The sequence below is a fragment of the Nostoc sp. genome, assembly GCF_036917775.1.
In the GTDB taxonomy this organism is placed as follows: domain Bacteria; phylum Cyanobacteriota; class Cyanobacteriia; order Cyanobacteriales; family Nostocaceae; genus Nostoc.
In genome coordinates this window covers 1-17,420 of the sequence record NZ_JBALEQ010000156.1, presented here as the reverse complement: position 1 = coordinate 17,420, position 17,420 = coordinate 1, and the positions used below count along the sequence as shown (strand labels likewise).

14 protein-coding genes and 1 tRNA gene are annotated in these 17,420 nt (G+C 41.8%); 4 read left to right on the top strand and 11 right to left on the bottom strand.

Annotation, left to right across the window (positions count from 1 at the left end; genetic code table 11):
* Positions 1-183 precede the first annotated feature (183 nt).
* Both V7K69_RS31440 and V7K69_RS31435 read left to right on the top strand, forming a co-directional pair.
* Entirely contained in the window at positions 184-2,100 is a 1,917-nt protein-coding gene (locus V7K69_RS31440; RefSeq protein WP_335041949.1) for a Mu transposase C-terminal domain-containing protein, read from the top strand.
* A gap of 5 nt (positions 2,101-2,105) precedes the next feature.
* Positions 2,106-3,026, top strand: coding sequence for an ATP-binding protein (locus tag V7K69_RS31435; RefSeq protein WP_335041947.1), 921 nt, complete (start codon positions 2,106-2,108; stop codon positions 3,024-3,026).
* A 128-nt stretch (positions 3,027-3,154) separates the two neighbouring features.
* Here the strand turns inward: V7K69_RS31435 and V7K69_RS31430 are convergent, their stop codons facing one another.
* The 3 genes from V7K69_RS31430 to V7K69_RS31420 all read right to left on the bottom strand — a co-directional run bounded on the left by V7K69_RS31430 (position 3,155) and on the right by V7K69_RS31420 (position 5,162).
* The gene (locus V7K69_RS31430) at positions 3,155-4,468 is read right to left on the bottom strand and encodes a hypothetical protein (RefSeq protein ID WP_335041945.1); all 1,314 of its coding nucleotides are present in this window, start codon (positions 4,466-4,468) and stop codon (positions 3,155-3,157) included.
* 105 nt (positions 4,469-4,573) lie between these two features.
* Positions 4,574-4,858, bottom strand: coding sequence for a helix-turn-helix domain-containing protein (locus V7K69_RS31425; RefSeq protein ID WP_335041942.1), 285 nt, complete (start codon positions 4,856-4,858; stop codon positions 4,574-4,576).
* The gene (locus tag V7K69_RS31420; RefSeq protein ID WP_335041941.1) at positions 4,851-5,162 is read right to left on the bottom strand and encodes a hypothetical protein; all 312 of its coding nucleotides are present in this window, start codon (positions 5,160-5,162) and stop codon (positions 4,851-4,853) included. The genes V7K69_RS31425 and V7K69_RS31420 overlap by 8 nt, the downstream gene beginning before the upstream one ends.
* A gap of 479 nt (positions 5,163-5,641) precedes the next feature.
* On the opposite strand from V7K69_RS31420, the gene V7K69_RS31415 reads away from it, so the two are divergent.
* On the top strand, positions 5,642-6,154 hold the full coding sequence (locus V7K69_RS31415; RefSeq protein ID WP_335041939.1) for a TniQ family protein: 513 nt from the start codon (positions 5,642-5,644) through the stop codon (positions 6,152-6,154).
* 98 nt (positions 6,155-6,252) lie between these two features.
* Here the strand turns inward: V7K69_RS31415 and V7K69_RS31410 are convergent, their stop codons facing one another.
* The 8 genes from V7K69_RS31410 to V7K69_RS31375 form a co-directional block, all read right to left on the bottom strand.
* Positions 6,253-7,353: a hypothetical protein gene (locus V7K69_RS31410; protein ID WP_335041937.1), complete on the bottom strand. Its 1,101-nt coding sequence runs from the start codon at positions 7,351-7,353 to the stop codon at positions 6,253-6,255.
* Positions 7,343-8,977 carry a restriction system-associated AAA family ATPase gene (locus tag V7K69_RS31405; RefSeq protein ID WP_335041935.1) on the bottom strand — a complete coding sequence of 545 codons (1,635 nt, stop codon included), beginning with the start codon at positions 8,975-8,977 and terminating at the stop codon, positions 7,343-7,345. Before V7K69_RS31405 ends, V7K69_RS31410 begins: the two co-directional genes overlap by 11 nt.
* On the bottom strand, positions 8,974-10,533 hold the full coding sequence (locus V7K69_RS31400) for a restriction endonuclease subunit S (RefSeq protein WP_335041933.1): 1,560 nt from the start codon (positions 10,531-10,533) through the stop codon (positions 8,974-8,976). Before V7K69_RS31400 ends, V7K69_RS31405 begins: the two co-directional genes overlap by 4 nt.
* Positions 10,530-11,987: a class I SAM-dependent DNA methyltransferase gene (locus V7K69_RS31395; RefSeq protein WP_335041931.1), complete on the bottom strand. Its 1,458-nt coding sequence runs from the start codon at positions 11,985-11,987 to the stop codon at positions 10,530-10,532. The genes V7K69_RS31400 and V7K69_RS31395 overlap by 4 nt, the downstream gene beginning before the upstream one ends.
* Before the next feature lie 274 nt (positions 11,988-12,261).
* A complete protein-coding gene (locus V7K69_RS31390) occupies positions 12,262-12,465 on the bottom strand; it encodes a ribbon-helix-helix domain-containing protein (RefSeq protein WP_335041929.1) in 204 nt (67 codons plus the stop codon).
* 1,310 nt (positions 12,466-13,775) lie between these two features.
* Positions 13,776-13,848: transfer RNA gene (locus V7K69_RS31385), tRNA-Ala, on the bottom strand.
* A gap of 65 nt (positions 13,849-13,913) precedes the next feature.
* A complete protein-coding gene (locus tag V7K69_RS31380) occupies positions 13,914-14,642 on the bottom strand; it encodes an HAD family hydrolase (protein ID WP_335041927.1) in 729 nt (242 codons plus the stop codon).
* A complete protein-coding gene (locus V7K69_RS31375) occupies positions 14,639-15,526 on the bottom strand; it encodes a class I SAM-dependent methyltransferase (RefSeq protein WP_335041925.1) in 888 nt (295 codons plus the stop codon). The genes V7K69_RS31380 and V7K69_RS31375 overlap by 4 nt, the downstream gene beginning before the upstream one ends.
* 375 nt (positions 15,527-15,901) lie before the next feature.
* On the opposite strand from V7K69_RS31375, the gene V7K69_RS31370 reads away from it, so the two are divergent.
* Complete coding sequence (locus tag V7K69_RS31370; RefSeq protein ID WP_335041923.1) at positions 15,902-17,083, top strand: RtcB family protein; 1,182 nt, start codon at positions 15,902-15,904, stop codon at positions 17,081-17,083.
* Positions 17,084-17,420: the final 337 nt, after the last annotated feature.

Genomic DNA, 17,420 nt, shown 5'->3' with positions numbered 1-17,420 from the left:
TTAAAGAATTAATGTCCATTTTTACGATATCTGTATAACAAGCTCAAAGCCTTACCACACAAGTATTTGAGCTACATTTATACTTTTATTATTCTCTAGCCACTTTTAAAGTAAATGATGTCATTTTTTTGATAAATTTTTAAAGTAAATGATGTCATTTTTCTTGGAAGACAGGTCAAGTGTATGTCTAAGCGGTCTTTGAGCGAAGGCGCTAATCTCTCCGATCATGGAGAAGTTCTTGCTACCGAGCAGAGTGGAGAGCAGGTAGAGGGGAAGTCTTATCTACTGTTTAATGATGATTCGCCAGAGTTTCAGCAAAAAGTCGATATCATTGATGCCATTGTGCAAGCATCAAATAAAAAGGTTCGCAGAGAGGCGATCGCAGATGCAGCGAAAGCTCTGGGTAAAAGCACTCGAACCATTAAACGCATGATAGCAAAAGTTGAACAGATAGGAGTTGCAAATCTAGCTGTTGGACGCAAGGATAAGGGAGAATATCGTATTTCTAAGTATTGGCATGATTTTCTTGTGAGCCTTCATGAATGGGGTAATAGAGAAGGTTCTCGGATTAATCACAATCAGATTTTTGTCTATTTAAAATCTTTAGCTTCTGAAGGAGAGAAATTACAACACAAGAAATATGATGAAAAATTTCAGGGATACTCTCAGGTGAGGGAAGATTTAATAGCAGGGCGGCATCCTTCTCATGTCACTGTTTATAAGGTAATAAATTGTTATTTAGAAGAGAAAAATAAGACAGTACGTCATCCTGGATCACCCATAGAAGGAAAAATTCTTCAAACAACTGAAGGTATTTTAGAAATAAAAAAAAGCAACCAAATTTGGCAAATAGACCATACGAGATTAGATATCTTGTTGGTTGACGAGGAATTTAAACAAGTTATTGGTCGTGCATACATAACGTTAGTAATGGATAGTTATTCTGGTTGTATCGCAGGTTTTCATTTAGGTTTTGAACCTGCTGGCTCACATGAAGTTGCTTTGGCTCTGCGTCATGCAATTTTACCAAAGCACTATGGAGCAGAGTACGAACTTGAAGAAACATGGCAGGTTTGTGGAATTCCTGAATATATAATGACAGACCGTGCAAAGGAATTTAAGTCAGAACATTTAAAACAAATTTCGCTACAGTTAGGTTTTATACGACGATTGCGTGCTTTTCCACAGGCAGGTGGTTTAATTGAATCTATTTTTGACAAGATTAATAAAGAAATTTTGTCTTTCTTTGGTGGATATACTGGTTCAAGTGTTGAAGAACGCCCTCCCGAAGCTGAAAGAACTGCCTGTCTGACGCTTGATCAATTAGAAAAAAAATTGGTGAAATATTTTGTAGACCACTACAATCATCATGATTATCCAAAGATTAATCAAAAACGTATTGTGCGATGGAAATCCAGCTTTTTATTAGAAGAACCTGAACTTATCGATGAACGTGAACTAGATATTTGTTTAATGAAAATTGCGATACGCAATGTAGAAAAACATGGTTCCGTAAACTTTCTTAGTTGGGTATATCAAGGAGACTGCTTGTTAAATTATGAAGGTAAGCAAGTTTCTTTAAGATATGACAAGCGTAATATTACAACAGTTCTTGCTTATACTCGCCCTATTAATGGTGAACCAGGAAATTTTATAGGTGTTATACAAGCTAGAGATTGTAAACGAGCAAGAATGTCTCTAGCTGAATTGAACCATATTAAGAAAAAATTGCGCGATGAAGGTAAACAAGTAGATAATTCCTCTATTTTAAACGAACGATTGTCTGTTTTTGAGGATGTAGAAACAACTCGTAAGGAGAGACGCAGAGAACGCCGTAAAAAAGCCCAGCAAAAACACGAGGTTAAAACTAACAAATCAAAAGTAGTAGAGTTATTTCCTGAAAATGCAACACCAGAGGAAATAACAACATCACAAGAAAATTTAATATCTACTTCTGACGCAGTTGCACAAAACACTGTAAATTCAATAGATAAGCAAGTTACGCAGAATAAACCTGATCCCAATCAAACAGCCAAAGTTAGACGGCGACCTAGAGTAGGTGTGAAAGATTGGAACCAATTTATGAAGGATAATTGGTAATTGCCATGTCAGAGACAAACTTAGCCAGTGCCAATCTAGACTTTCAGAAGTCATTTGATGCAAGTTTGCAACCTGCTGAGGAACTACGGCGATCGCCTGAAGCACAAGCTGAAGTTGAGCGGATTGGTAAAGCTAACACTTACCTTCCCCTAGACCGCGATACGGAATTGTTTGACTGGCTTGATGACCAGCGTGATGCAAAGCTCTGTGGTTATGTTACCTCTGCTACAGGTTCTGGTTTATTAAAAGCCTGTCAACTGTACAGGACGCAATATGTGAAACGGCGAGGAACTCTATTAGAAATTCCTGCGACTGTGATCTATGCCGAAATTGACCAGCATGGTGGCCCAACAGATTTATATTGCTCCATTATGGAAGAAATAGGTCATCCCCTTTCTCATGTTGGAACACTGCGAGATTTGCGATCGCGTGCATGGGGAACCCTAAAAGGATACGGTGTCAAAATACTCATCATTGGAAATGCCGACTACTTAACGTTGGAAGCCTTTAATGAGCTAATTGATGTTTTTACAAAACTGCGAATCCCCGTTATCTTAGTTGGGACTTACTATCTAGGCGATAATATTCTTGAACGAAAAAGTCTTCCATACGTGCGTGTTCATGACTCATTTTTAGAGTCATACGAGTATCCTAATTTAGCGGAAGAAGATATTATTGAAGTTGTGGACGATTGGGAGAGGAAATTTCTTCCTGAAAATCGTCGATTAAATCTTACTCAAATTCAGAGCGTAGTTTCTTATTTGCGACTAAAGTCTGGAGGTTTGATGGAACCTTTATATGATTTACTCCGCAAGATTGCAATATTAAAACTAGATGAGCCAGCCTTTGAATTGAGCCAAGATAATCTGACTAGAAAATTTGGTAGACGAAAAGAACCAAAAATTAAATTTAATAGAAAAGCCTGATTTTTTGCTTGCTCTATATTTAAAGCTGTTAGGACTTTAACAGTAATACTTTACAACCTTACTTATAAAAAAAACTTTTGGGCAAGTTTTCGGCGAATAAATATTGTAGGATTATGGAACTTAATCTGTTAGCCGAGATTTTCACCAGTTACAAAACTCAGCGTTTGCTCAATTGATTTCAGGGCTGATTGAATATCTATACTCATAGCATCTGCCTCAGCCTTAATTACAGCCACACTCTTACCAACTTCTGTCAGGGATTTTTTCATGGTTCTAATTCTGCCCAAAGCTGTGCGGATTTGCTGAATTTGTTGTTCTACAGCAGTCACATCCAGTTCTGATTGAAAGGTACGCAATTTATTTAACCTTTGCTGGATCACCAAAAAGCGTATAGCAATAATTAAAAACGAATGGGTTGTGGCAATCCAATAACCTGACTCAGAAACTCCCTCTGCCCAGTCGCCGATTTCTTGTGCTAAACCCTCACGGGAATAACTTAAAAAAATTGCCGAATTAGCAGAACGCCGCACCATTGCTGATTGTAAATGTTGAGTGATTGCTTGGCGACCAAAAGGTTTTGAGGGCCTGTTTCTTAGCTCGATCACAATTGATACTTCAATTGCAGCTAGCGATTTACTCGTAAACTTGACAAGAATATCGCCAGTGTCTCCATCATTACCAATATGCTCTACCTCCGCACCACTCAACTTTGACCAATTCTGCAACTCTACAACAACTAACTCCTCATAAGTTATGCCTTTTGCAGTTGTCTGCTCAAGTACTTGTTGTGTTATCTGTTGGTCTCGAATTTCCCTAGTCAGTTTTTCCACTTGTTCAGCTAGCGGTTTGACAGACTCGGAAACCACATTTTTTACTGCCACTGCCAGAGTACCGTTTTCCTTAGTGGCATTTACTAATGCTGCTTTAAATGCCCCCTGAATAGAATCAGAACGTTTCGCATCTAATAGTTGACGTAATGAATTTAGAAAGCGGCCAACAACAGAAGTTTCTCTGGCGGGGTCAATTTCTTGTGTAAGCAAAGTGCCAACGTTATTGAGTTTTTCAGTAAGGACGGCTGAAGTCAAATTAATTTGAGCTTGTAGTGGAGCTAATAATTGACCATTATCTGTCCCGACTTGATTAACTAATTCCTGCCCAAAAGACTCAGCAATGACTTTGACTGCCTGCTGAAACTCCACCAACAAGGATTCCATCTGCTGCTTAATTAACTCGTTGCCATGACGAGTTTGAGCAGTTTGCAAGCAAAGAAATCCTAACTCAAAAGCATCCCGGCAAATATCCTCATATTCTGACTGGGGAAATTGTTGTAAATAGCTGAGTGCATTTTTGAGAGGGATTGCCATGCGATGAATCAGGACATGGCTTTGGGTCAATTCAATACTGGAGGGCAAGTAATAGGAATCATTGGTGGAGCGATTCATGGAGCAGTGGATAGGCAGGTGACGATAAATTGCACCCTACTACCTATTTTTTATGCCAGTCAAGGTGATGAAGAAAAGTTTTGTCAATTTGCAAAAACTGAAGAATTAATTTGGGTGTTGAGGGTTATGCCGCTGTTCCAACAGAGGGTTAATTACTTCGGCATTGGCGAGAAGAAAATCAGCCACAGCCATAATTCTCTGATAAGGTAATCCAGCTTCTCGGCGGCTGGCTTGTCCGCCCAACCAGTGATAAGCCGTAGATTTAGAGATGGCACAGATTTTTGCTAGTTCTTCGTAACCCAATCCCCAACGATAGCTAAAATCTTGGGGGGATATGAACATTTGGTTGTGCAATTCTAGCAACTGCTGATGTTGTTGAGCTTCAGACATGATTGCCCTGAAGCCTTTCCAAGGATGAGTTATCCAGGGGTTCGATATCTTCCTCAAAAGCGAAGTCGCAGATGCAAATTTCACGAGAGGGACTGCGCTCATCTAAAAGAACCAAGTAATGTAAGCCAGTGGCAATACAACTGGCTTGTTGGGTGTAGATTACTCCGATGACGCGACCAAAGTCACCCTTGGGTACTTGAAACCAGCGCACCCATTCACCGAGACGAAATTTCTGGTGGGGTAATTCGCTAGGAATTACTTCTGGTAAGGCTACTGGCGGTATTTGGCAGAGAATATCACGCATAGAGGCTTTCCTATATCTCAAAAGCTATAAGCATTCTTCAAGTTACTGCAAGCATTAAATTAGTGTTTTTCAATATTCTTACTTTATCAGACAAACATTGCTACACATTAAAAAACATTGCTAAACATTTTTGGGATTTTAAAGAGGGTTGCAGCGATATGATGATCTGGCGGTAAATATTTCTAAAGTTGATGAGCCAAAGCGATCGCAGACAAACTTCGATATAATCTTTCTCCAAAGATATCCATGAGGCTTTGGTGAGATGGGCGAGAAAAGATTCCTAAAATTTCTGATCGAACTCTTTCATAGTATTATTCGGTTAACCGAATCTAATTGTTCGGTTAACCGGATAATACTTTCAGCATCCAGGATTTAAACCAGCTTGCTGCCAAGATAACTGACTGGACTGCTATGGCAGTTGTTAAACAGTTTTATTTTCCTAGTCTATGGCAAGCCGTTTAGGTATTTAAATGTAAGTTATGGAGCCAGAAGCGGTTCAACGTCCGCCTTGGTATGTAGAACCCAAGGAAGGGGAGAGTATTAGTCACTATTTTGGACGATTTAGGCGACACGAAGCAGTTTGCGTCTCGTTTCCTGGGACATTAAGTAAAGCCGCAGGAATTGGCCCAGTATTAGCACGGTGGGAGAAATTTCGGTTTAATCCATTTCCCAGTCAAAAGGAATTAGAAGCAATTGCTAAATTAATTGGTTTAGATGTAGACCGAATTGCTCAAATGCTCCCGCCCAAGGGTGAAAAAATGAAAATGGAGCCAATACGCTTGTGTCCTGCGTGTTATGCAGAGTATCCATATCATCGATTAGAGTGGCAGTTTCAATCAACGATGGGGTGCAATAGTCATAAGCTACGCTTGCTTTCAGAGTGCCCCTTTTGCAAAGAGCGTTTTGCTATCCCTGCTTTGTGGGAACAGGGAGAATGCAACAAATGTCATACCCCTTTTAGAAGTATGAAAAAGAGACAGAAAAGTTACTAAGTTAAATTTGTAGAATTTAGTTCTTATAATCAAGAGCTTTAGTAATTGAAAATACATTAACTAAGTAGTGGACGCTGAGAGCAAAAAGTTGATTCAGTTTATAAGGGTTGTTCTGGGTTTACAATTGCCATGAGAAAGACAATGAGTTGTTGATTGCCTTTCTGACAGTGTATGTGAAGCATTCGGAATACAGCGGCTTTCAGAAATCCCCGATCCCCAAATCCCTCCAACTCACGGTCACTTGCATAATCTTCAATTGCATCCACTAATTCTTGGTCAGAATTAGGGATAATCCTGCGTTGACACCATCTGCCAAAAATATCAAGCCAACTATTAAACTCTGCATCTAGCACATCTCTTATATACCGCTCCCGGACGTGGAATATATCATCCCAAGTAGTAATCTCCTCGGAAGCGCAGCTGAAGTCAATTTCCCATTTGGGCAGTCGTTCTCCAGTTCTCCCAATTCCCCCAGCAAAAGGCTGGCTATTATTGAGGGAAATCTTAACTACTCCCTGGTAGTTATAAGGATCAAAGGATTTACGACGTGTTTGATTATCCTTATAGAGTATGTTTTTTGTGTGTTTATACTGGGAGTTGCACTTGTAGCCCATTGGAACGAGATTACGCAGATTTGCAGCCGCGAAGGGATATGAGTCTTTTAGCAAATAATGATCTAATGCCTCACGTCGGCTTCCTAATGCATCGAAACCCTCACAACCACAGAAAGGACACACACGACTGGGTATAGACTTGTAAATTATATCGTAATGCTTGTCGCGGATTTCTAGATCTGGATCTGTGAGAAGGTAAAATGCATATTTGAACAGAGCTTTAACTGGCTTATGAATAGCTACTGGTAAATCTGTAATAGCTTGACAGTCACACTGGCATGACAAAAGGAGAGCTATCTTATTCTGATCGTTTAAGGCTTGTAAAATTTGGTTTTGCTCCTCAGCAGTAAGTTTTGCCAGGGCTATTTGGTAAGCGTTTAACTTATCCCCCAGTCCTCCAGACCTTTGCAGACGACTTTTCAGCCTATTTCGATATGGCTCTGGAATGATTTTAGACCATTCTGTAATTATGTTCCTGCTTGCTACAGTGCTATGAATTGCTTGCATAATATGGCAAAAGCATTCATGAAGCCAATTATCTGCTGTTGCGGCAATGGGATAACCAAAAAGCATTCTAGACCTCATCCCTTTTTGTTATCTGTCTAAGATGATCGGCAAGAAACGCTTTCTCTACAGAGTTACCCAAACGCTGAATTCCTGCTCTAATCTTTTCACGATCGTCACTCTCCATAAGCTCTTTAATTTCATCATGAGGAACTTTTGACATAGGTGGGCGAACATTAAAACATTCCTCAATAATCGTGTCGAATGTACTACCAAATGTTTCAATATTTGGATTTTGGACTTGAATTTTCCCTTCTTCGTCTTTGCTGAAAATAAAAACTTTGTCTCTGTGCATATCTGAGGGGACGAAAGGCGAGTGTGTGGTTAGTAAACACTCTTGTTCAGTAGCTTTAGCAGATTCTCTACGATCGCCATTTTTCGTAGGCAAATCGAGTATTCGGGAAATGAACTTTACCCGCCATAGCGGATTGAAATGTGACTCAGGCTCATCAAGCAGGAAAAGTACATTAGGAGATGACAACATACAAAACGTTCCAAGAATCTGCCCAAGCTGATGCTCGCCATCGGAGAGCGATACATAGTCTACCTCCTTGCCAGTCCTTTGGGCAGTAAACATTACCCGTTCAAATCGGAAAACTTTATCCTCATCTTGAGGCTCTGGAAGACGTGAAGCAAACCTTCTTTCTTTAGTCTCTTTCTGAAATCGCTTGCGTGTCTCCCTCGGAAGTGCCAAGTCGTTTAACATTGCAAGCTTGTGGAATGACGAGTATAGATCGAGTGTGTTGTTCCAAAAGGATCGAAACGCTTTCCTCGTCTGGTCATTAATCCAATAGTCAAAGATGTACGTTTCTGTCTTTTCGTCATAAGTGTAACAAGTGGCACAGCGTTTAAGATGGTCAAGATATTGTTCCAGTTCTTTAGTAAGTTGCACTCCTTTTCGACTGTTTTGTGAGCCTTTTCTGCTTGCAAGTTTCGGAGCCGCGCTGTGTGCAAGTTGGACTATGCAACGAAATGAATGTAGGTCTTTTAGTTGCGCGTCCTGTAACAGAGCCACCCACTGTGGAGCATCACCCAACAAAAGGTTAGCCACAAGAACCTCAAGATGGGTTCCATAATCGATCAGCATTAATCTAGTATCGGGAGGTCGATCGCGCATTGCTGCGTTCAATGCTCCTCCACCCACTTCGTCTGCATATCCACTACGGCTAACTAAGAATGGTAGGCTAAGTGTTTCATTATCACCTGATGTATAGCCAATAATCTTTTCAGGCAATAATGTGCGAGTCTTAGGATCGTTTAGGTCACAGTCTATCCATTCGTATTCTTCTTCATCTCTCCGCTCAATAATAAGGGTCGGACGCTTTCTACCAATGGCTTTTCGCAAAATGCGGACGCGGACAGGTAGCTGCTCATCCTCTGGCTGAATCAAGTATTCAAGCTCGAATTGCAAGTCAGGATTTCCTTCGACACGTTCTTCCTCGCTAATGCACTTGTGAAACACTGACTGAAAAATCTCTGCTAGCATTTGCAAAAACTGAGATTTGCCTGCGCCATTGGGCCCAATAAGACATAGAGGAGCAAAGGCGGAATAGCTAATAAATGGACTTCGTAAACGTAAGTCAAGTCCATCAAGTAGCCCACCGCAGGTTTTAGCAGAAATAATATGAACCCTTAAAAGCTTCATTTGCTTGCCCGAAAAAAATGCATCGCCCGCTCCTCTTGATCAAAAACCTGCCTAAGAATTGGATCGGCTTCACTGAGGAGTGCAAACAGGATATCCTTTAGTGAGTCATAATCATCAGTGAGGTTTTCACGCAGCTCATCGAATGAAAATTTGTCCTTAGGTAATTGCCGAATTGCTTCTCTAACGGATTCTTTAGTCATCTTGGTCATGGTTGGTTTTCTGGGAGCCTGGGTCTTGGGTTTGGCAAGTTGTGCTGCTCGTTCAGCACGGATCTGCTCCAATAGCAACGATGCCGATTTATCGTTAGGGTCTTGGGGTACCAGTTCCCCACGAAAGGCTTTAGCCAATAGTGCAGGTGTCAGACGCTTAACCAGGCCAAGGGCGGCTTGATAGCCGACTTCGAGGCGATCAGCGTAGGCAAACAGGTTTTCAACATAATGGACAATTTCGTGTTGTTCGTCCAGTGGTGGCACTTCTATTGGAATGGAAGCAATCTTTGAGATACTCAGATTGTAAAGGCCAGTAGTTGTACTTGCTAATTGAACTAATGAAGCTCGACCTTCTGGGGATAGAAGCCAGAAGAGAGCAAATTTAGGAAGCACGTTTCCGTTTGAACGCCAGCGAATAAGATGATTTTGGTGTACACAATCTGAGATGTCTTCATTCCAGATCGCTGCGCGACCAATTTGATCTAGACTGCCATTACCTTCAACGATCAAAAGATCACCTTTGAGTAAAAGAGTTTTTTGAAATTCTGCTTCTGTTAGCCCGATTTGTGTAACATCATCTAATTTAAGTCTGTTTGCATATACGTTAGCCACTCTTAGGTAAGGCTTACGCAGCGTGAAAGCTAAACGCTTAGTATTTTTGATCAAGCCACCTGTCACGGAGCCAGTACTCCCAAGGACTGTTGTTTCCCATTCCATTGGAGTTCCACGCTGCTCTCGCCAATCCTCTGTAAGTTGCCCTGATGTTGCGGCAGTAAGGACGGCTTGCCGGAAGTGTTTGAGGATCAGCGGCATCTGCTCCAGCCGATTGTTACAGACATCTAGCCGTGCGAAGAGCGTGTCAAGCTTATCAGCGATGCGTTTTTGTTCTTTGAGCGGGGCGACAGGAACTAGAAAGGTTGCGACACGCTTCGGTTGAGTTCTCGTGAGAGAGCCACCCACCCCAGTCACTCCATCACAAATCTGCTTGCGAAACGAGGGGCTTGAAAAGAAATGCCGCAGGTAGCCACTGACAAGTTTGGATGAGCGGAGGACAATCCACTCAGACGAAGCAATTTGCCTAAGCCCTGAATCCTTTCCAACCTGCCAAACACGATTTATTCGAGGATTGATCTTGCAGATCAATACATCGTTAGGCTTTACTAATTGCTTCGTTGATCCGATAGTTGACCCTGTTACTACTTCTGGTTTTCCTGACGAAAAGCTTGGCACACTCCACAACTCGAAAGTTTCTTCTGGGAAGCTTGCTGGATTAATCGTTTCAGCCTCAAACTCATTGATCATTCCAAAAGGCGTTTCAGTCCAGCCAGATGGGAGATCATAACTCACACTTCCACCTCCTCACCTAACTCCTCCAGAATTCCCCGCAGTTCTTCCAATGCCCCTTCCAGTTCGACCATTGCTTCTTGTGCGAGCGCTGCTGGTTCTGGCAGTTCGTCAGTACTGTTTTCTCCTTCATTTCTAAGCCAGGAAATGTCCAGGCTGTCACTGTGATCGGCGATCCAGTTACGGGTAAATTTTCTAAAACGCCCTTGTTCGCCAGTATCTACGCGCTTGTCAAGACTTGGTGGACTACCAAAAGGGTCATCGCCAAAGGCAACTTCAAACTCTGCAAAGTGTTCACGAGTGAGTTGGGTACGCTTGCCAAACTGGGATATATTAGCACGCAGATCATATACCCAAACTTCTTGGGTATTACCTTTTTCCTTCTTGCCACGAGTGAAAAACAGCACATTAGTCTTGATCCCCTGCGCGTAGAAAATACCAGTCGGTAGGCGCAGGATGGTATGTAGGTTGCACTTTTCCATCAAGTCAATGCGGATATCCTTACCCAGATTGCTGTCAAACAACACATTGTCTGGGAAAACGGCGGCAGCACGACCACCAGGTTTGAGACCACGGTAGATGTGTTGCAAGAAGCAAAATTGCTTATTGCTGGTAGGAAAAGTAAAGTCTTTGCGGTTAGGTAAGCCACCCCCTTTCTTGGAGCCAAAGGGTGGATTGGTTAGGATTAGCGTCGCTTTCGGCAAAGCTTCTCCCTCTGGGGAGAGCGTATCGCCGTAGTGAATACCCGCCCCTTGCAGGTCAAATTCTAGCCCATGTAGCATCAGGTTCATTAACGCCAGACGGTGCGTATCCTGGACATGCTCCATACCGTAGAAGGTATTGCTACGGTACTTGCGTCGCTGTTTTTCTGTCCAGGTATCCGGGTCGCTGTTTTCACGTATGTAGCGATTGGCGGCGATTAAAAAACCACCTGTTCCTGCTGCGGGGTCTTGAATAATGTCCTCCAAGGTAGGGCGCATAATATGCACCATACTATCGATCAGCGGACGGGGTGTAAAGTACTGACCAGCACCGGATTTTTTTTCATTGGCGTTCTTCTCGAGCAGCCCTTCATACACGTCGCCCAGACCTTCCTGCCTAGCACTGTACCAGTCAAGCTTGTCGATCTCGGTAACTAGTGTAGAAAGCGTGCTGGGCTTTTTGATAGAGGAACTGGCGTTGGCAAAAATTTCTTTAACGAGTGTGGAATTGTGACTACCAAGGTGGATCAATAAAATTTTGTAGAACTCTAGGCGGTCGAGTGCAGCTTTGCTTTCCAGATCGTCCCAGCGGTAAGCTTCAGGAAGCAGATTTTCGGTGCGGGTTTCCTTTGCCATCTTCAGGAACAACAGGTACGTCAGTTCAATGACGTATTGGTGATACGTCATGCCATCATCTTTGAGGATGTTACAGAGATTCCAAAGCTTGGCAACAATATCGTGGGTGATGTTAGTCATAAGCGATATCACTTTACCTCAGCACTCGAATCTTCTTTTTGCAGCCAATCTCTAATCGCCTTCTCCCAAATCGCTGTTTGCGTCACTTGCAGAGCCGCATAGGCGCTTTTAAAATCAATTTTTAGATATTTAGACACCCTCCATAGAACCTCTGTAATTTCCTCTGGCATTACTATTTTGAAGCAAAAGTTCGCGGCTTTCTATTTTTGCACAGGTTCTGAACAAAAATCCATTTGCTTGCGCCAAGGAGTAGGTAACGGTGGGATAACCTTGATTATTGTTCCCGTGGATTCTGTTGCTTTTCTCGCTCTTCAACTGCCTTACTCACAAGCCGCACAACAAGATTACTGATGGGACGGTCTTCTTCCTCAGCCCATCTCACCAAAGCCTCGTGGATATCTTTGGGGAAATATATGGAAGTTTGTACGCGATCGCTCTGACTCATCAACACTACAAAGATTTGTTGCCAGTTCATCATACTCCCGTAACCTTGGAACAAGGCTCAATAATGTTTAACAATGTGTGGCAATGTTTTTATGGTAGATTGAAAACGATCGAGATTTTTTTATGGCGATCAGGTCAAGTGGCGATCGTTATCTGGCAAAGACGAATAAGTAATTAGTTCTAAGTACACAAATAAAAATTATTTATGATGCTAATACAGTATTAACCCCTTTATGTAAATACTGTTGGAATGGGTTAGTTTAGCGTTTGGGAAAACGTATTCTTTCTGACCCTGGTAGCTGCCAACTTTACCTATGCGGTCATCTAAATGTTTGTTAGCAGTAATTGCTTGGGTAAGCTAATGCTGCTGTTAGATGAGAAAGTACTCGCACCGAGACGCATGGGAAGTATAAGGTGTTAGGGTTTCAAACAGCCCAGAACCTTAGCTCTTGACATCAAACTCTTTTAGCTTGGTGTTGGGTGACAGAGCGGCCTGTATTACTGAAATCTTAGATTTTGGTTTTACCAGGAGGATCATTACCTCTTACTTTACAACAAAGTAAGGGTACGGGTATACCGTCACGGTGGCTACCGAACTACCACCCCCTAATTTTTATTTTTGGCAGCTCAAAGCGGGGGCAAAATCCCTGGGGTGCTGCCAAATGCTCAAAACTCCTGTCTGCACTGGGTATTACTGTTTTAGTCATGAATAAAATTTTATTCATTGACTGTAGAAAATAGGAATTAAAGGAGGCTTGTCAATTTTGCCTTCAGAAGCCCTTGTTGGCAAGAGTTTTCACGGGTGCGGTTTCCAAAGCCCTCTCGTTAGGTGGTGGGTTGAAAGAATTGCGGCGTATCGGCAATGATAGTCATGCCCTACGTTTCCAAAGCCCTCTCGTTAGGTGGTGGGTTGAAAGTTCTGATCCCCGAAGTAGGCGCTTTGGTTATATAATTTTGTATTAGGGTGGTTTGAAAGGAGCGCTGCGATCGCACGTAGGACGCAGCTATTTTATAGTAGTGATACCTCTGCTTGAGTGAAAACAAGAAAAGAAGAGGTAGTATATTTTTGTAATTAGACTGCAAATAAAGCGATTTAAAGCTAGTCTTGCAATTCAAGAGCCTTGGACTTGCTGTAATTTATTAAATTAGAAAATATATATTTGTCCGAGTTTTACAGGCTGATTTTGGACAATAATTCTTTAAAACTGGTTTCAACTCTGGACAATAATTCTTTAAAACTGATTTGATTGCTGAAAGCCGCGAAAATACGTAACTTATGCCCCTAAACTTGGAAAAAACGGACATTAATTCTTTAAAAGTGACAATAATTATTTAATGGACAAATGGAGAATAACGGATTCGAACCGATGGCCTCTGCGGTGCGATCGCAGCACTCTACCAACTGAGCTAATTCCCCTGAATCGGCGCTAATTAAAGAGTAATATTACTCATTAACTTAAGACATTATCAACATAGATTATTCTAACATTCAGTTACCGATGGTTGAGGCTGTTTTTGGGAAAAAACTTTTTGCACCCGTTCGAGTTCCAAATCACTGAGATAATCTACAGTCCAGTTACAGCAGCGCTGAAGCATGTGGAATGGGTAAGTGTTCGCTACACCAACAACTTGCATCTGCGATCGCTTCGCTGCGGCAATACCTGCGGGGGTATCTTCAATTGCCAGACACTCCTGTGGTTGAAGGTTTAAGTCAGGATATTCTTTATTTAGGCATTTTACTGCCAGTAAATAACCATCAGGTTCTGGTTTACTGGTGGTTATGTCATCGCCCGCAACGATAATTTTAAAATGTTGGTCTAGTTTGGCACGATGGAGTACTAATTCTATTTCTTGGCGAAGAGCGCCACTGACTAATCCTAATTTCAAATTCCGCGATCGCACCTGATATATTAAGTCTTCTACACCTGGATATAAAGGCAGTTTCTCTATTTTCTCTAACTCCACCGTATAAGCTTGGGCTTTGCGGTACAACAACTGAGTTAAGTAGTTTTCGTTAGCGACTCTACCACGATTAGCGAGTAGTTGCCCAAAACAAGCGCGATCGCTGCGTCCAAGAGAAGCTTGACGCTCACTCACCTTTTGGGGTTGGAGATTTTCTTCAATGAGAATCTCATCGATCAGTTGTAGGTGGATTGGCTCATCGTTAATGATGACACCATTGAAATCAAAGAGAACTGCCTTTAAACTCATGCGATTATGCCAAATGCGGGAGATCCAAGTCCCTCCAAATCATTATTATCTACTGATGTGGGAGTATAACGACGGACATTTTCAGTTGCGATCGGTTTAACGCCGCCAGTTACCTGATTTATCCACCATACATCCTGCGATCGCACGGCTTCAAATCCGGCCGCACCCATATTCGCCTCTGTACTACCAGCAGCATACTCACGAATATATGGCTCCTCAAAAACATCATTAAGCCATTCTAGCTGCCGCAGAGTCTTTTGATTTCCATCTAGAATTAGTACTTGCCCTCCAGTTACTAACAACCGAAAGCTTTCCTGCAAAATTGCTAAGGACACCTCATTTGGAGTTTCGTGGAATAGCAAAGAAGCTGTCACTAAGTCAAATGTTGCATCTCTGAAACTGGTTTTTTCTGCATTTCCGTGTCGCCAGACTATCTCTAAACCAGCATTTCTAGCTTTATCTTCTGCCCTTACCAGCATATAGGGTGATAAATCCAAACCAATAACTTCCGCTTCGGGAAAAGTCCGTTTTAACATTAAAGTAGTGGAACCTGTGCCACAACCTAAGTCAAGTATGCGTCGTGGTTTTACCTTGACGGCATCAACTAAAGCTTGACGGACAGTAGTTTCATTAGGCGGTAGAACATATTGTGTAATCGGATCGTAAGTAACTGCTGCATTGTAAGTGAGATAGCCGCCTGTAATCCCGTGAAAGTTTTGACTGCTGTAGTACGAGGGAATTATCACATCATCTCGCCGGAAGCGATCGCATTCTTTCTCCCAGTCAATACTATCAGCGTAACGCCGTAACCCGTCTTCATCAATCAAAAGACGCACTACAGGAGATAAAAAACGTTCCCAGATCGTATCTTGACGCACTGCCATATTGTGTCAGAACTTTAAGAGCTTATTTAAACAGAATAATTTTCTTTACAAATTTTAATATATCTAGGAAACATCTGTTTTCTCTCTCTGGTATGGACTTGACGTTTGTAATCACGTAAGTTACATTTGTAGTATAAATATGCTACTCCCTAAAAGTAGTTCTTTAGCTTCACGAAGACCGAACGAGTTAAATGAAAGACAATAAACATTTAAATTGCTACAACTAAGTAGTGTGTCAAGTTTAAATTGATGGGTAAGCAAGTTAGTAGTAATAGAATTTAGTGCTTACTACAAACCCTAAAAATTACTAGATAAATTATCAGTACATAGACCTAATCCCAAATCTAAAAATTAAAATCCAAAATAGAATAAATTATGCCCTACGAAAAGTTAGAAATTACCACACCAGCACCCGTTTTATCTTGGGCAAATCACTCTTTGGGCCCAGAAGAAACTAAGATGGCAAAAAATGTGGCATCATTACCATTTGTGTTTAAGCACGTGGCCTTAATGCCAGATGTCCACTTAGGCAAAGGTGCTTTAGTTGGTTCTGTAATTGCAACCAAAGAGGCAATTATCCCTGCTGCTGTAGGTGTGGATATTGGTTGCGGTATGAGCGCGATCAAAACATCATTTACTGCCGAACAACTAGAAGGAAAACTGAAGAAAATCCGCCTGGATATTGAAGCAGCAATTCCGACTGGATTCAACGAAAATAAAGACGTTGAAAAATCCGTCAGTAACTGGCAACATTGGGATGATTTTAAAGACTTGCATCGCGGTGTGCAAGACCTACAAGGTAAAGCAATGAAACAGATGGGTTCTCTCGGTGGAGGAAATCACTTTATTGAAGTGTGCCTCGATACAGAGAATCAAGTTTGGCTGATGCTGCATTCTGGTTCGCGTAACATCGGCAATAAACTCGCCCAGTGCCATATTCACACAGCCAGAGAATTAGCAAAAATGGCAGGTAATAAATTACCTGACCCTGATTTGGCTCACTTTGTCGCTGGTACGCCAGAATTCCAGGCATATTGGCATGATTTGCAATGGTCACAAAACTATGCGCGCGTCAACCGGGATGTGATGATGGCGCGTTTTAAGCACATAGTTGAAAAACATCTGGTAGGTGGGAAAGCAACTAAACCTTTATTGCAAGTTAATTGTCATCACAATTACGCCGAAAAAGAAGTGCATTTTGACGAGAATGTATATGTAACTCGTAAGGGTGCAGTTCGGGCACAGACTGAAGATTATGGAATTATTCCTGGTTCAATGGGAGCAAAGTCTTTCATTGTTAAGGGTAAAGGTAATGCTCATAGTTTCTGTTCTTGTTCCCACGGTGCAGGGCGTTTGATGTCTAGAAATAAGGCAAAAAATGTCTACACACTTGATGATTTGATCGAGCAAACAAATGGTGTAGAATGCCGCAAAGATGAGGGTGTACTAGATGAAATTCCAGGTGCTTATAAACCAATAGAACAAGTGATGGAAAATCAAGCAGATTTGGTTGAAGTTGTAGCAACGCTAAAGCAAGTTCTTTGTGTCAAAGGTTGAAGAAGAATTTACCTATTCTGAATTCAGGAGCGGAGCCGGAGACGCTCCGCCTCCGTTCAGAATGAAGATGCTGGTTCCTCTCTACGAGACGCTGCGCGAACGTTACGCTAATTTATCTATTATCCCAAGTTATACATGAGAGCCTTAAAGGATGTTTGAAAAGTCCTTTTATCGGTATCAAATAGTTTTAGATCCCCCTAAATCCACCTTAAAAAGGAGGACTTTTATTCTGGTTCCCCCCTTTTTTTAAGCTATCCATTACCCGGATCTTTCTCAACAAAACATAAAAATACTTAAAGAAAGGCGAAAAGGTTGATAGATATAGTTTTGAGGAGGA

Coding starts and splice junctions, on each gene's coding strand:
- V7K69_RS31405 (WP_335041935.1), bottom strand. CDS start 8,977: ATGAAGCTTTTAAGGGTTCATATTATTTCTGCTAAAACCTGCGGTGGG.
- V7K69_RS31425 (WP_335041942.1), bottom strand. CDS start 4,858: ATGTCTGAAGCTCAACAACATCAGCAGTTGCTAGAATTGCACAACCAA.
- V7K69_RS31370 (WP_335041923.1), top strand. CDS start 15,902: ATGCCCTACGAAAAGTTAGAAATTACCACACCAGCACCCGTTTTATCT.
- V7K69_RS31410 (WP_335041937.1), bottom strand. CDS start 7,353: ATGAGGTCTAGAATGCTTTTTGGTTATCCCATTGCCGCAACAGCAGAT.
- V7K69_RS31440 (WP_335041949.1), top strand. CDS start 184: ATGTCTAAGCGGTCTTTGAGCGAAGGCGCTAATCTCTCCGATCATGGA.
- V7K69_RS31375 (WP_335041925.1), bottom strand. CDS start 15,526: ATGGCAGTGCGTCAAGATACGATCTGGGAACGTTTTTTATCTCCTGTA.
- V7K69_RS31395 (WP_335041931.1), bottom strand. CDS start 11,987: ATGACTAACATCACCCACGATATTGTTGCCAAGCTTTGGAATCTCTGT.
- V7K69_RS31430 (WP_335041945.1), bottom strand. CDS start 4,468: ATGAATCGCTCCACCAATGATTCCTATTACTTGCCCTCCAGTATTGAA.
- V7K69_RS31390 (WP_335041929.1), bottom strand. CDS start 12,465: ATGATGAACTGGCAACAAATCTTTGTAGTGTTGATGAGTCAGAGCGAT.
- V7K69_RS31435 (WP_335041947.1), top strand. CDS start 2,106: ATGTCAGAGACAAACTTAGCCAGTGCCAATCTAGACTTTCAGAAGTCA.
- V7K69_RS31420 (WP_335041941.1), bottom strand. CDS start 5,162: ATGCGTGATATTCTCTGCCAAATACCGCCAGTAGCCTTACCAGAAGTA.
- V7K69_RS31415 (WP_335041939.1), top strand. CDS start 5,642: ATGGAGCCAGAAGCGGTTCAACGTCCGCCTTGGTATGTAGAACCCAAG.
- V7K69_RS31380 (WP_335041927.1), bottom strand. CDS start 14,642: ATGAGTTTAAAGGCAGTTCTCTTTGATTTCAATGGTGTCATCATTAAC.